Source organism: Paenibacillus sp. RC334 (assembly GCF_030034735.1).
GTDB lineage: Bacteria > Bacillota > Bacilli > Paenibacillales > Paenibacillaceae > Paenibacillus > Paenibacillus terrae_A.
Map to the genome: position 1 here is coordinate 1,700,574 of NZ_CP125370.1, position 14,187 is coordinate 1,714,760.

The window sequence follows — 14,187 nt, forward strand, 5'->3', positions numbered from 1 at the left end:
AGGCTACTTATGGGTACCAAGGTAGAGCAAGTCGCGGATCACAAGCATAAACCGGCCAAAAGTCTGTCGCTGCTGCGGGAGCTTAGGAGGAACTGGGTGCTGTATGCGATGTTTGTGCCGATTGCTATTTATTTCATCATCTTTGCCTATATTCCGATGACGGGTGTCGTTATGGCATTTAAAGAGTTTAACTACAGAGATGGTATTTTTATGAGTCCATGGAACGGTATTGAAAATTTTGAATATTTTTTTCAGTCTGGGAAGGCATGGCTTGTGACGAAGAATACCATCCTGTACAATCTGGTGTTTCTGGGAGCATATACTTTTTTCTCGATACTGGCTGCGGTGCTGATCTCGGAAACGTATAACAAATTTTTCAAAAAAACCGCTCAGACGTTTATGTTCCTGCCTTACTTCATTTCCTGGGTTACAGTGTCCGCGTTCGTCTACAATTTTCTGAATTATGAGTTCGGAATTGTAAACGTGTTCCTACGGAATATGGGGCTTGAGGCCATTGATATCTACTCGACCAGCAGCTACTGGTATCTTCTGCTTCCGCTGCTCTATGTGTGGAAGTGGGTCGGGTTTGGCTGTGTCCTTTATCTGGCGGCGATTGTCGGGATCGACCAGGAAATTTATGAAGCGGCGACGATTGACGGTGCTACCCGTTTTCAAAAGATCATGAGAATCACCCTGCCCTTACTCAAGCCGACAGTAGTGGTACTGATTTTGTTGGGGCTGGGAAGAATCATGCGCGGCGAATTCGATATGTTCTACCAATTGATTGGCAACAACGGCGCGCTGATGAATGCCACGGATATCATTGATACACTAGTGTTCCGCTCGCTAGTTGGTACACAGGACTTTGGCATGGCTTCCTCAGTGGGACTTTATCAATCCGTTTTGACGCTGATAATCGTCTTGTTCGCAAACTATTTAGTCCGCCGTTATGACAAGGGCAACGCGCTGTTCTAACTTGATTGCATGAAAGGGGAATTTAACCATGGAGAAAAATAAATTGAACTCAGCGCCTGTCTTTCAGGCTTTCTCGTATATTGTGGTATCGCTGATTGCTATTTTATGTCTGCTTCCTTTTATTTTCCTGATATCCGGCTCTGTCTCGGATGAAGGGCAGGTTCTGGCGAAGGGTTATTCCTTTCTGCCACGAGGATTCTCGTTGGATGCCTACACCTTTATTTTTCGAAATCCCGGCGATATTCTCTCTGGCTATCGCGTGTCGGTGATTGTGGCAGCGGTTGGAACGGTACTCTCACTGCTGATTTCCACGATGGCTGCTTATGTCATGTACCGTAAGGAAGTGAAATACCGTAACCAATTGGCATTCTTCCTGTTCTTTACCACATTGTTCAACGGTGGACTTGCCCCGTATTTCATTTGGATTACCAGCTATTTGCATCTGAAGAACACGCTTGCGGTGCTGATTCTGCTCCCCATGTTCAATGTGATGTACGTGCTGATTCTGCGCAGCTTCATACAGGGCTCCGTGCCTGAGCCGCTGGTGGAATCCGCCAAAATTGATGGAGCAGGGGATTTCCGGATCTTCTGGCAGATGGTTTTGCCACTCTGCAAGCCCGCGCTCGCTTCCATCGGTTTGTTCACTATTTTGGCCTATTGGAATGACTGGTGGACCCCGATGATGTTCACCGACAAGGAGCAGTATGTACCGCTGCAGTACTTGCTCTATAAAATGCTGTCCTCGATGAACATGTCTGCGGCAATGGCCCAGCATATGACGTCTCTCGACACACCGAAGGAAACATTCAAACTCGCTATGACAGTGATTGCCACCGGACCCATTGTAATTCTGTTTCCATTTCTCCAGCAGTATTTCGTCAAAGGCATCACTATTGGTGCAGTAAAGGGTTAAACCCTTCTGTGCAGATGTAGAACCGTTTCGTTATAAATCCTGCAAGATGGAGGATTTATATAAAATTTCCATTACCAAAGGGGGAAAAAGAGTGAGAAAACCAAAGGAAAAATCTATGTTCATCTTGACGCTGCTTCTGTCTCTGGCCATGCTATTGTCTGCCTGTGCCGGCAGCAACAACCAAACGGATAACGCAAACGGAAACAAGCCGGATGGAGGCAACACCAGTTCGCCGGCCAATCAGAAAGAGGTTGTGTTGAAGGGATATCTGCTTGGCGAAGCGCCGAAAGGGATGCCGGAGGTGCTTGCGGCACTCAATAAAAAGCTAAAAAAGGACATCAATACCACCATTGAGTTGAATTACATCGGCTGGGGCGACGTGCAGTCAAAATACCCGCTTTTGTTGGCTGCAGGCGAAGATGTGGATTTTATCTTTTCTGCTGAATGGAATTATTATGCTGAACAGGCGAATAAAGGGGCGTTTTATGAGCTGAAAGCTGAGGATATTGCCAAAAATATGCCGAAGAAATCGGCTATCCTCGATCCAACTGCCTGGGATGCCGTCAAGATTGAGGATAAAATCTTTATGATCCCGGGCTCCTCCGCGGATCGTTCGGTTTTTGTAGCTGTGCTCCGCAAGGATATTATGGCGGAAGCGGGCCTGACCGAGGTGAAACGGTTCTCCGAGCTTGGCCCTTATCTGGAAGCCGTGAAGAAAAACCATCCGGATATGATCGGCCTGAACTTGGACTCACAGGTTGACCTGCCGACGCCTTATCAACAACTGATGCGCGATAAAATTGGCTACACGGGCACTCCTTTTGGCGGTGGTCCTCTGGCCCAGGGCGTAGCTTACGATTTCGGAGATCCGACCGGCAAGATCTACAGTATGGTGGATGAGCCTTACCTCAGCGCGCAGAAATATGCTGCAGGTATTATGAAGGATTGGTACGACAAAGGTTATATCAATAAAAATCCGTATTCGAATAAAATCCGCTCCAAGGATAATTTTGTGGAAGGCAAATCTGCGGTAGCATTTGGTAACACCATAGATATTGCTGCCACCATGGAAGCTGCTGAATCGAAAGGGATTGAAACCTATTTGGTCCCATCATTGATGACAAACGGTAAAGCACCTTTTAGCCCCTGGGTTACTCAAGGGATCTCCATCGCGGCTAATTCAAAAAATCCCGATCGTGTCATGCAGGCCTTCGACCTTATCATGGAAGATCCATCTTATGCGTATCTAGCTTATTATGGTATTGAAGGACAAAACTACATCATCACTGGAGATGGTAAAATCGGCCTGCCGAAAGGTGTAACGGCTGCTAACAATACCTATCCGCCGGATGCTGCGGGCTTCTGGTTCCTGAACAAGGATTTGTTCAAGCCAATGAGCACCTGGCCGCAGTCTTATATTGACCACCGGGAGAAGGTGAAGGATTATGTAACTGATGACTTTGTATACAACGGGTTCACTTTCGACTCAGACAAAGTCAAGACACAGATCGCCAATCTGGCTAATGCTTCAACGCAATATGCCAATCCAATCTATATCGGTGCAGTCAAGAATGTCGACAAAGCATTTGAAGAATTAGCTGAAAACTTGAAAAGCGCTGGTCTTGATAAGGTGAAAGGGGAAGTGCAGGCCCAGGCTGAGGCGTTCTTAGCAAAGAAAAAATAAGATACTTCCGATCAAAATAGTTGGACTGACCGTTAAAGCTGTAAAGGATAAAGCACCCAGAAGCTCAGCAGCATATGCTGCTGAGCATTCTATTTATTCCGAGTTGACGTATGGTAGACAACCCAACTCCCACCAATCTGCTGGGCATTATTAAGAGGAGCTTCATCATTAGGTTCCAAAGCTATAATGATTGGATGGGATAAAGAAACTTCTTTCAAGTCTTCAAATTCTAAGTAAATGATAAGTTGGTCCGATGCGCTTACAAGGACCATACGTAATGTAAAGGATTAAACAAATAGTAATGAAAGTGAGATGAAGAGTTATGATAGGCACTTGGCATTTCCTACTGCAAACGCCTGAATCCACGATTAAATTGCAGTTCATCATTGAAAAAATGGAAGCTTATGCATTGTCCGTCATTGCGGAGCCTTTTCCATTTCCTATTGAGATTCACACCGTGACAGTGGACGGGGATATGCTGCAAGCCAAAGGCTCATCCCGTTACGTAGCGGATGAACCGATTGAATTTGATTTGACCTTCGAAGACGATGAATTCCACGGCAGAGTGAAGCTGCCCTATCAGGAAGCCTTCTTCGTGCAAGGTGCCAAAGGGCCTGGCCCTTCCCTTCAGGATATGCTGATTACCGAGCTTCAACCCTACCGCAAGCATGAGGTGAGGCAGCGAAACGAGGAAGAAATCCGTCAAGCGGTGGAGATACTTCTGGCGAAGATGTCCGTTGCCGATAAGATCGGCCAAATGAGCCAGTGTATGTCGACTAACATTTCTCTCGGATCAGAGGTGGCGTCTGACTCGCCGGAGAAGTTAATTGCAGCAGGCCGGGTAGGCTCGGTCCTCTCGGCTATTACCAGTCGGCGTGTGTTCGAATTGCAAAAAATTGCGGTCGAGCAGTCTCCACACGGGATTCCCTTACTTTTTAACTTTGACGTCATTCACGGGTTTCAAACGGTGTTTCCGGTACCGCTTGCGGGGTCCTGTAGCTGGGATATAGCGGCCATTCGAGAAGCCAGTGCGATCGCGGCGAAAGAAGCTAGTGCCTCTGGCAATACGTATAACCATGGCCCGATGGTCGATATTACGCGAGACCCGCGTTGGGGCCGGGTTGTGGAAGGCGCCGGCGAAGACCCATATTTGGGAAGTCTGATCGCCAAAGCCCAGGTCGAAGGCTTGCAGGGGGACAACTTATTTGATCCAGAGACGCTTATTGCTTGCTTGAAGCATTTCGTCGCTTATGGAGCCGCTGAAGCCGGCCGGGATTACAATACGGTGGACATTTCAGAAGGCACGCTTCGCAATGTGTACTTGCCGCCGTTCCAGGCGGGGATTGAAGCTGGCGCAGGGTCGGTCATGAATGCTTTTAATACTTATCAGGGTGTGCCGGTGGCAGGAAATCGTTACCTCCTTAACGATGTACTGCGGATGGAACTGGGCTTCGACGGGGTCCTGATTTCTGATTATGGTTCCATAGATGAAATTGTTGCACATGGGAATGCCAAGGACAGTAAGGAAGCGGCGAGAAAGGCTCTGGATGCCACGATGGATATTGAGATGGTAACCCGATCTTACGATCAGCTGCAGGAATTGATTGAAGAAGGTCTGGTGGCGGAGAAACAACTCGATGAATCCGTGCGGCGCATCCTGACTCTAAAATACAAGATCGGCATTATGGACGACCCGTTCCGTTATGTGCGTCCAGAGAAAGAAAAGGAGTATCATTTCCATACGCAGCATCTGGAAGTCAGCCGGAGTTTGGCACGGAAATCGATTGTGCTGCTGAAGAATAACGGTGTTCTCCCGCTGGCAAGCAAGGCACAGAAGATAGCCATTATCGGACCTTTTGGTGACAGCAAAGATCTTCTAGGACCATGGCAGTGGTCCCGGTTCACAAAGGAGACCGTTACGCTCAGAGAAGGTATGGAAGAAAAAGGGGTTTCAGAAACACATCTATTGCTTGAAGAAGGTTGTAAGGTTGAAGAAGCAGTGGATGGGGGAGTAGAGCGGGCGGTTGCCGCAGCGGAGCAAGCGGATATCGTTCTTCTGGCGCTAGGAGAGAGCAGTGAAATGTCCGGAGAAGCGGCTTCCCGCTTGGACATTCATTTACCTAAGGTACAGCAGGAGCTTGCAGAGGCCGTTGTTCGGGTAGGGAAACCGACCATTCTGGTATTAACCAATGGCCGCCCACTGGTACTGGACGGGTTCGCACGCCAGGTTGATGCGATCATTGAAACCTGGTTCTTGGGATCTGAGGCCGGGCATGCCATCGCCGATGTACTCTTCGGCGATTATAATCCGTCCGGCAAGCTGACGATGAGTTTCCCGGCCCATTCTGGGCAAGTGCCGGTATATTATAATCATTTCCACACCGGAAGACCTGTAACAGAGAACAATCAAGGACAGAAATTCTTCTCGCGGTATATCGATGGGCCAAATGAGCCGCTGTATCCGTTCGGTTACGGATTAAGCTATACAACGTTTGAGTATTCGGATATCCAGTTGTCTCACACCCAAATGACGGCTTCGGAAACGCTCATTGCCAGCGTCACGGTAACCAATACAGGAAAGGTTTCGGGAGAGGAGACCGTTCAGCTGTACATTCAGGATCTGTATGGCCGTGTGGTTCGTCCAGTAAAAGAACTGAAAGGATTTCAAAAGGTGATTCTGGCTGCAGGCGAAGCACAGGACGTTCATTTCAGCATTACTGAAGCTGATTTGGAGTATTGGAACCTGGAGAAGAAGAACGAAGCAGAGCTGGGGGAGTTCAAGGTATATATCGGATCGAGCTCCTGTGATGTGAAGGAAGCATCTTTCGAGCTTAGCCCAAACTCAAATATAAATTGGCAGGAGGCAGAAAAATGACTTATAAAGATGCAAGCAAATCTATTCCGGAAAGAGTCGAGGATTTACTTGGAAGAATGACCCTCAAGGAAAAGGTAGCCCAGTTATATTGTGCTTCCGTTTCAGATGCCGACGATAGTGTAGCACCGCTGAAAGAAGCGATGAAAGACGGTATCGGGACGTTGAGTTGTCTGAACTCTTCGTTAACCGGGGACAACAAGAAGGATATCGAAAAATTAAAAAGCCTTCAGAAATATCTTTTGGAGGAAACCAGATTAGGGATTCCGGTAATTATTCATAACGAAGGGATCGCTGGAGCGCAGATCCCGGGAGCGACGACTTTTCCGCAGTCGCTGAACCTTGCGTCCACCTGGGAGCCCGAATTAGCGCTAAAAATGGGTGAAGCTGTAAAAAAACAACTAATTGCCTATGGATTCAGGGCAGTACATTCTCCACTGTTTGACTTGGGCAGAGATCCAAGGTGGGGAAGAATTGGCGAAACCTATGGTGAAGATCCTTATTTAGTTGCGCAGATGGGCGTAGCATACGTCAAGGGGATACAGGGTGACCATGAAGTAATGGCGGCCGCCAAGCACTTTGTCGGGTATGGCAACGCCGAAGGAGGAAGAAACGGTGGAGAACAGCAAATCGCGGACAGAAAATTATTCGATACCTATTGTTTTCCTTTTGAGGCGGCCATCCATGATGCCCGGTTGCTGGCTGTGATGAACAGCTACGGCATCTTGAATGAGCAGGCCGTGTCCACTTCAAAATGGCTGCTGACAGACGTACTAAGAGACAAAATGGGTTTCGATGGCTTGGTGGTCGCGGATTATGGCAGCATAAACCATGCGTTTTCACGATATCGGGTGGCCAAGGATCAGAAAGAAACTGCAGTTCTGGCCCTTCGTGCCGGCATGGATGTGGAGCAGCCAAATAACAATTGTTATAAGTACTTAGTGGAAGCGGTCGAATCCGGAGAATTGGAAGAGTTCTATATTGACCGTTCTGTCAGACGGGTGCTGGAAACCAAGTTCAAAATGGGTCTATTTGAGAATCCTTTTGAAATCGGTGATTTCTTTGCGGAAATTTCCAAAGTTGAACCTGCGGAATTATCACAGGAAATTGCTGAGAAATCCATCGTACTGGTTAAAAATGAAGACAACTTTTTACCGCTCCAAAAGAAGCTGAAAATCGCGCTTATCGGCCCTACCGCAGACGAAAGAACGAACTTTTTCGGAGGATATTCCTCTGTGAATTCGGCGAGTACTCAAAGCAGTGACTTCGACAAATCCGAAGAGGATAATTTTTTGAAAATGATTTATGCCGGCGCGATTTCCGAACACAAGGAGACCTATAAAGCTTTAGGACTAGAATTTGATGATAAGCCCACTCCAGAGCAAAAAGTGAAAATTATCAATATGATCAAGCAAAGCTTGAGCTCAGGCAGCAACGCCAACAAAGTATATGACACGACAGAAGAATTTGCCCGGAAATACTATCCGGATTGCAAATCGATAAAGGAAGTCATGGAAGAAGAGTTTGGGTTGGATCAGATCCTGTATGCCAAAGGCTGCACTATTTTTGAGGCTATAGATGGGGGAATCGAAGCCGTAAAGGCAGCTGTTCAGGAAGCAGATATTGTGATTGCTGTATTAGGCGGCAAGGAAAGCATGATTGATCCTCAGGCGACCTGCGGAGAAAACAGGGATAATATCAATATCCAGCTTGAGCAACCGCAATTGGAAATGATGGACGAAGTATTTAAGCTGAACAAACCTGTTATCTCAATTATCGTAGATGGTCGGCCTCTGGCCACGCCTTCGATTAGCGAGCACAGTAAGGCGGTGCTATATTCCTGGCTGCCGGCACAGTTCGGTGCGAAAGCCATTGTGAATATCCTTGCCGGTCGAAGGAACCCGAGTGGAAAGCTGCCGGTGACCATTGTAAGAGAGGTCGGGCAGATTCCGATGTACAACAGCAGATTGCCGCTCTATGTCGACATTAATGATTGGGCGGAATATATCGGGCACGATAAGACTACCCCGCTATATCCGTTTGGACACGGTTTGAGTTATACGAAATTTGAATACAGTGAATTGAATTGGAACCGCACCGTTCAGCCCAATGGAGAATTGAATCTGAGTTTCAAGCTGCAGAATACAGGTTCATATGCGGGAGACGAGGTGGTTCAAGTCTATATAAGAGATAGTGTTGGCAGTGTCGCCCGACCCGTTAAGCAGCTTGTTGGATTTGTAAAAGTAACCCTAGATCCTAATGAAACGAAGGATATTACCTTCAAGGTAAATATGAAACAACTGGCATTCCATGACCTGAACATGGAGCAAGTGGTTGAACCAGGGATGATGGAAGTGTTTATCGGGGCTTCCTCCCAGGATATTCGCTTACAAGGATCCTTTGAAATTGCCGGAGAAAAACTTATTGTAGACAGAAAGGCATTTGCCTCGCAAGTAATTATTAATTAATACGTCTGAAGATAATGGAGGCCGGCGATTGCACGAATGCTTCCTATTACGACCGATATCTTATAGATCAAGGCTGAAACAGATATTCAGAGGAGAGTTGATACCATTAAAGACATGTACCTAACGGACGACAGTAGCAGCAGAAAAGGATCACGAAACAGTTATTATAGGGAGACATACAGGCCTCAATTCCATTATTCACCTGAGAAAAATTGGATGAACGATCCCAACGGCTTGGTTTAATATGAAGGAGAGTACCACCTGTTCTACCAGCATACGCCCCATGATACGCAGCCTGACTTTGGCCGCATGCATTGGGGGCATGCGGTAAGCAAGGATCTAGTACATTGGGACGAACTCCCACCGACAATTCCGCCTGGAGAGGACGGAGCGATCTTCTCGGGAAGTGCGGTGGTGGGTAAGAACAATACAAGCGGATTTTTCAACGAAGAAGGATCAGGATTGGTTGCAATTTATACGAATGAGGGCAACAGGGCTCAACCCGGCAAGCCATTGCTTATAGCAAGGACAAAGGTCGAACCTGGATAAAATATGAAGGTAATCCGGTCTTATTCCCAACGGAAACGCTAGATTTTCGTGATCCGAAGGTGTTTTGGCATGATGAATCGTCGATGTGGATCATGGTCCTTGCTGTAAGAGAACGTGTAGAATTTTACACATCTCCAAACCTGAAAGAATGGTCGTTTGCAAGCGAGTTCGGTTCCGACATTCCGTGTATACACCGAGGGATATTTGAATGTCCTGATGTATTTCGAATCCGAGTAGATGGGGATGAGAATACCACGAAGTGGATACTAATGCTAAGCGTGGGGGATAGAAATGGTGTGAATCCAGACGATCCGGAACCACCGGCAGGGGGTTCTGGCATGATGTATTTCATTGGCAACTTTGACGGTAAGACATTTACTCTGGATGAAGCGCTGGAAACTTTCGATGCTATTAAATGGGTAGACTACGGATCAGACTTTTACGCGGCTGTGACCTGGAATGGCATTCCGAACGAGGACGGACGAAAGATTTGGATCGGCTGGATGAACAATTGGCGTTATGGTACCACGCTACCTTCAGAGGAATGGCGTGGCAAGATGTCAATTCCTCGTGAGCTACAGCTTAGGACTTATCCAGAGGGACTTCAATTAATCCAAACACCCATAAATGAATTAAGTCAGCTAAGAAAACCGATTTTGTCTCTGCAAGATTTGATGATTAAGCCAGGTATGAACGTGTTGTCTGATATTTCCGCAGCCAAGGCAGAAATTATTGTAGAATTTGAAATCGGTACTGCTGTGGAATTCGGGTTTAAAGTACGGAAGTCCGCCAATCAGGAGACGATTATCGGATATAATATCTCGAATGAGGAATTGTTCGTCGATCGGACGAAGTCGAGCGCCACTGATTTTCATTCCGATTTCACAGCAATACACAAGGCCACTATGAAGCCAGAGCATGAGAGGATACAGTTGAGCATTTATCTGGATTGGTCAAGTGTTGAAGTCTTCGGAAATCATGGAAAAACAATCATTTCAGACATGATTTTCCCGGATTTCGAAAGTAAGGGTCTAGAACTCTACGCCATTGGTGGAGAACTAAGGGTCGAGTCGCTTCAGATCAATGATCTAGTAAGCATTTGGGGAAATGAGACTGTTTAGACTTTAGTTACCGTTATCATTCAAATTAAAATTATCTCACGACAGAACTCGTTAAGCAGCGGCTTGATTTGACGAAGTGTTACAGCCCGGCTGCGTGCATCAATATCTGAACTTGGTCCCCAAAACTAATTAAAGTAACATTTTTCTGCCTTGACACGTAACACCCGATCGGTTCACAACCGTATCGGGTATTTTCATATCCTTGTTTTCCATCGCACTATCTACATAAAAGGCCCGCAGCTTCTCTGGGAAATTAAAACTGACATATTGACCGTTATGTGTAAGGAGTAAGGGATAATTTCTTGAGCAGCAGCCTGTACATGATGTATGGGAATGAAACATCGGGATATAAAATGGTTTCGTGCAACTGTTTTTCCATTTAAGAGAAGGTCCTTTCTTCTGACGATATTTCTATATAAATAAAAGATATAATTACACAAAATAAACAGAAGTGGTGATATTATTATATTCAGTTTGGTTTATCATTCAATTATTCTGTGCACAGACAATTGGCAAAAACATCTTAGAGGGGTCAGTATGAAAATAAATAAACCGTTTCATCCGTATATTTTGCTATTCATTGCCATATTATCTGTTTCTATCTCTTCCATCATGATAAAATCCTCAGATACGCCAACCTCTGTGGCTGGAATGTACAGACTGTATATATCAGTAATAATAATGCTTCCTTTTGTACCCTGGAAAATGCTTCGATCCTTAGAGATGAACAAAAAAGATTGGAGTACCGTTTTCTTAGCTGGTCTTTTTCTCGGATTATATTTCTTATTTTGGATGGAATCTTTAGTATATACCTCAGTTGCGAGCTCCATGGTCATCTTATCATTACAGCCTTTATTTGTAATGATGGGTTCATACTTTATGTTCAGAGAACGAGCAAACATATTAACCATTCTTTGTTTGATCGCTGCTCTTTTCGGTTCAATCATTATAGCTTGGGGAGACATTGGGGTTTCCAAAGAGGCATTAATCGGAGATGGGTTATCTTTGTTAGGAACAATCTTGGTTTCAGCATATATGTTGGCAGGACAGAAAGTAAGTCACAAAATAGATGCAAATTTATATAGTGTTATTGTTTTTTTTCTGGGTGGCAGCGTCATGTTAATCTACAATTTGTTGAATAATTATTCCTTGATCGAATATGACTCGTCGGATTGGATGTATTTCTTTTTACTTGCAGTAATCCCAACTATTTTTGGACAATATATTTTTAATCTGTTGTTGAAATCAATGGGTGCAACTACTGTTTCAGTGGGCATTATTGGAGAACCTGTTCTCGCCATAATTCTCGCTTACTTATTCTTGGGAGAAATAATCTCTGTATTTCAATTCATAGGTGGAATGATAACTTTATTCGGTATGGGGATGTATTTTTGGGCAAAATCTTTAAAGTATACAGTTGCAAAATATTAAAATTTGTAACTGTATATCGCGAAATTTGAGAAAATAATAGATGAGGAGAATGTTTAAATGGCAACGATTGATGATTTTTTGGAACTGGATATTCGAGTTGGAACAATAATTAAAGCTGAGTTTTTTGCAGAAGCAAAAATACCTGCTATTAAACTTGAGATTGATTTTGGACAAGATATTGGAATAAAAACATCAAGTGCACAAATTACAAAAAGATATGTGGCTGAAGATATTATAGGAGAACAAATAATAGGTGTAGTCAACTTTCCTCCTCGACGGATAGCAGGCTTTAATTCAGAGGTATTAGTCCTTGGAGGAATACCCGAAAAAGGGGATGTGGTTCTGTTGAAACCAGATATTAAACTACCTGATGGAACACCTATTGGGTGATACATCGTTCTTGTTTAATCAGTGTAAAAAATACAACTTTACAAAAGGCAAGGCACGAACCTTCAAATGATAAATATAGTTTAATTAACCACAGGGATTACTCTGGTAATTCACGACGTGTAGAAAAAGTGTCAAATTGATTTTTCAATTTGACACTTTTTTATATTGGATAAGATAATGAGTTTGTGCAGATAGCAAAAGGTCTGTTAAGACTTATGTGTAGATTATTTTCGAATGGATCTCTCCCGAGTGAATTTTTTTATTTTTTAGTGTAGGTGGTTGCCAATTAAGGATTTGACCTCAATTTTAGACACGTAAGTTTCCGTTAAGTCGCAAAATTAACAAATGACATTTTACAATACAGTCTATATAAGAAGTGACAAATGATAATACAGAAAGTGTCATTTTCATAGTACAGAAAGTGGCGTTTATAGGCTGTATTAATGACAAAACTAATTACAGCCGACACTTTTGTGTATTCTTCTTGTATAGACTTTTTGGATACGAGGAGGCAGGGTCTGTGGATTCAATGCAGTATATTATCGGCTCAAATTTGGCTCAAATCAGGAAGACTAGAGGACTTAGTCTGGATAAAGTGGCTGAACTGACAGGGGTCAGCAAAGGAATGCTGGCCCAGATTGAGAAGGGAAAATCCAATCCTACGGTTACCACACTTTGGAAAATTGCCGACGGTTTGCATGTGTCCTTTTCCACATTCCTCAAAGAGGACTCCCCGCAAATCACTAAAATCAGCAGGGAAGACCTGTATCCGGTGATTGATGAGAACGGCAACTATTTTGTTTACCCTATCTTCCCGTATCATTCGGAAAAGAAGTTTGAGGTGTTCACGGTAAGTCTGAAGCCGGGCTTTACACATCAGGCAGAGAAGCATCTGGGAGAAGAATCGATACTCATGATCCGTGGGGAAATGTACTTTGAAATGCAGGGACAACAGCTTAAACTGAGCGCAGGGGATGCTGTGCAATTTCAAGTAACTGACCTTCATACGTACCGTAATGAGTCGGATGAGGATGCGGATTTTTATGTATTGATTTATTATGCGGATTAGTGGGATGATTAGCACAGTCTAAAACAGGCTTCCACCACTATATAAAAAGATAGCTACGAGGAAAAGAGAGGAAGAGAACCCATGGAAAGCAAGTACATCCGAGAAACCTACTGCTTCAAGACGTCCCGTGTATTTCCCAACGATATCAACAATCATAACACGCTCTTCGGAGGCCGATTGATGTCGTATATCGACGATATTGCGTCTATCGCAGCCTCCAAGCTATGCCGCACGAATACGGTCACGGCATCTACGGATTCGGTGGATTTTTTGCTGCCCATCCATCCGAGCGATTCCGTTACGCTGGAGGCGTTTGTAACCTGGACAGGCCGTAGCTCTATGGAGGTCTTCGTGAAGGTCATCCGCGAAGGACTGATGACTGGCGACCGGAAAATCGCAGCCACCGCCTTCCTGACCTTTGTGGCGCTGGACGAGAACAACCGTAAAGTGATCGTGCCGCAGGTCATTCCAGAGACAGAAGAGGAATTACAACTGCACCAGACCGCGCCGTCACGTGCAGCGATACGACGTCAGCGCAGGGAGGAAAGCAAGCAACTGGCGAGCTTCCTGACGACAGATTATCCGTGGGAACTGTAACGTCCTGTCATGTGGGTTGCCAGAGCACCGCAGGTTTACAAACATCGCGACCTTGTGTCATGGATTACTGATACAATAAATGACAATGGTCCTGAGATGAGTTCAATGTAAAGGGCGG

At 45.0% G+C, this 14,187-nt stretch carries 11 protein-coding genes and 1 pseudogene; 11 read left to right on the forward strand and 1 reads right to left on the reverse strand.

Annotated elements, in window-relative coordinates:
- The first annotated feature begins 9 nt into the window (after nucleotides 1-9).
- The 7 genes from QMK20_RS08000 to QMK20_RS08030 all read left to right on the forward strand — a co-directional run bounded on the left by QMK20_RS08000 (nucleotide 10) and on the right by QMK20_RS08030 (nucleotide 10,582).
- Entirely contained in the window at nucleotides 10-975 is a 966-nt protein-coding gene (locus QMK20_RS08000) for an ABC transporter permease (RefSeq protein WP_283655297.1), read from the forward strand.
- Nucleotides 976-1,003: 28 nt separating this feature from the next.
- Nucleotides 1,004-1,888: a carbohydrate ABC transporter permease gene (locus QMK20_RS08005; RefSeq protein ID WP_283655298.1), complete on the forward strand. Its 885-nt coding sequence runs from the start codon at nucleotides 1,004-1,006 to the stop codon at nucleotides 1,886-1,888.
- A gap of 91 nt (nucleotides 1,889-1,979) precedes the next feature.
- Nucleotides 1,980-3,572, forward strand: coding sequence for a DUF3502 domain-containing protein (locus QMK20_RS08010; protein ID WP_283655299.1), 1,593 nt, complete (start codon nucleotides 1,980-1,982; stop codon nucleotides 3,570-3,572).
- Nucleotides 3,573-3,894: 322 nt separating this feature from the next.
- Entirely contained in the window at nucleotides 3,895-6,447 is a 2,553-nt protein-coding gene (bglX, locus tag QMK20_RS08015; RefSeq protein WP_283655300.1) for a beta-glucosidase BglX, read from the forward strand.
- Complete coding sequence (locus QMK20_RS08020; protein ID WP_283655301.1) at nucleotides 6,444-8,912, forward strand: glycoside hydrolase family 3 N-terminal domain-containing protein; 2,469 nt, start codon at nucleotides 6,444-6,446, stop codon at nucleotides 8,910-8,912. Before bglX ends, QMK20_RS08020 begins: the two co-directional genes overlap by 4 nt.
- 261 nt (nucleotides 8,913-9,173) lie before the next feature.
- Nucleotides 9,174-9,461, forward strand: a complete 288-nt coding sequence (locus QMK20_RS08025) for a glycoside hydrolase family protein (RefSeq protein WP_283656228.1) — start codon at nucleotides 9,174-9,176, stop codon at nucleotides 9,459-9,461.
- Nucleotides 9,458-10,582 carry a glycoside hydrolase family 32 protein gene (locus tag QMK20_RS08030; protein WP_283656229.1) on the forward strand — a complete coding sequence of 375 codons (1,125 nt, stop codon included), beginning with the start codon at nucleotides 9,458-9,460 and terminating at the stop codon, nucleotides 10,580-10,582. The genes QMK20_RS08025 and QMK20_RS08030 overlap by 4 nt, the downstream gene beginning before the upstream one ends.
- A 180-nt stretch (nucleotides 10,583-10,762) precedes the next feature.
- On the opposite strand, the pseudogene QMK20_RS08035 reads toward QMK20_RS08030, so the two are convergent.
- Nucleotides 10,763-10,961, reverse strand: a pseudogene (locus tag QMK20_RS08035) (AraC family transcriptional regulator); the annotation flags it as partial.
- Between the two features lie 158 nt (nucleotides 10,962-11,119).
- Between QMK20_RS08035 and QMK20_RS08040 the strand changes: the two are divergent.
- The 4 genes from QMK20_RS08040 (at nucleotide 11,120) to QMK20_RS08055 (ending at nucleotide 14,069) form a co-directional block, all read left to right on the forward strand.
- Nucleotides 11,120-12,013, forward strand: a complete 894-nt coding sequence (locus QMK20_RS08040; protein WP_283655276.1) for a DMT family transporter — start codon at nucleotides 11,120-11,122, stop codon at nucleotides 12,011-12,013.
- 57 nt (nucleotides 12,014-12,070) lie between these two features.
- The gene (gene csaA, locus QMK20_RS08045; protein ID WP_283655302.1) at nucleotides 12,071-12,403 is read left to right on the forward strand and encodes a chaperone CsaA; all 333 of its coding nucleotides are present in this window, start codon (nucleotides 12,071-12,073) and stop codon (nucleotides 12,401-12,403) included.
- A 520-nt stretch (nucleotides 12,404-12,923) separates the two neighbouring features.
- The gene (locus QMK20_RS08050; protein WP_283655303.1) at nucleotides 12,924-13,472 is read left to right on the forward strand and encodes a helix-turn-helix domain-containing protein; all 549 of its coding nucleotides are present in this window, start codon (nucleotides 12,924-12,926) and stop codon (nucleotides 13,470-13,472) included.
- 81 nt (nucleotides 13,473-13,553) lie between these two features.
- On the forward strand, nucleotides 13,554-14,069 hold the full coding sequence (locus QMK20_RS08055) for an acyl-CoA thioesterase (protein WP_014280639.1): 516 nt from the start codon (nucleotides 13,554-13,556) through the stop codon (nucleotides 14,067-14,069).
- The last annotated feature ends 118 nt before the right edge of the window (nucleotides 14,070-14,187 follow it).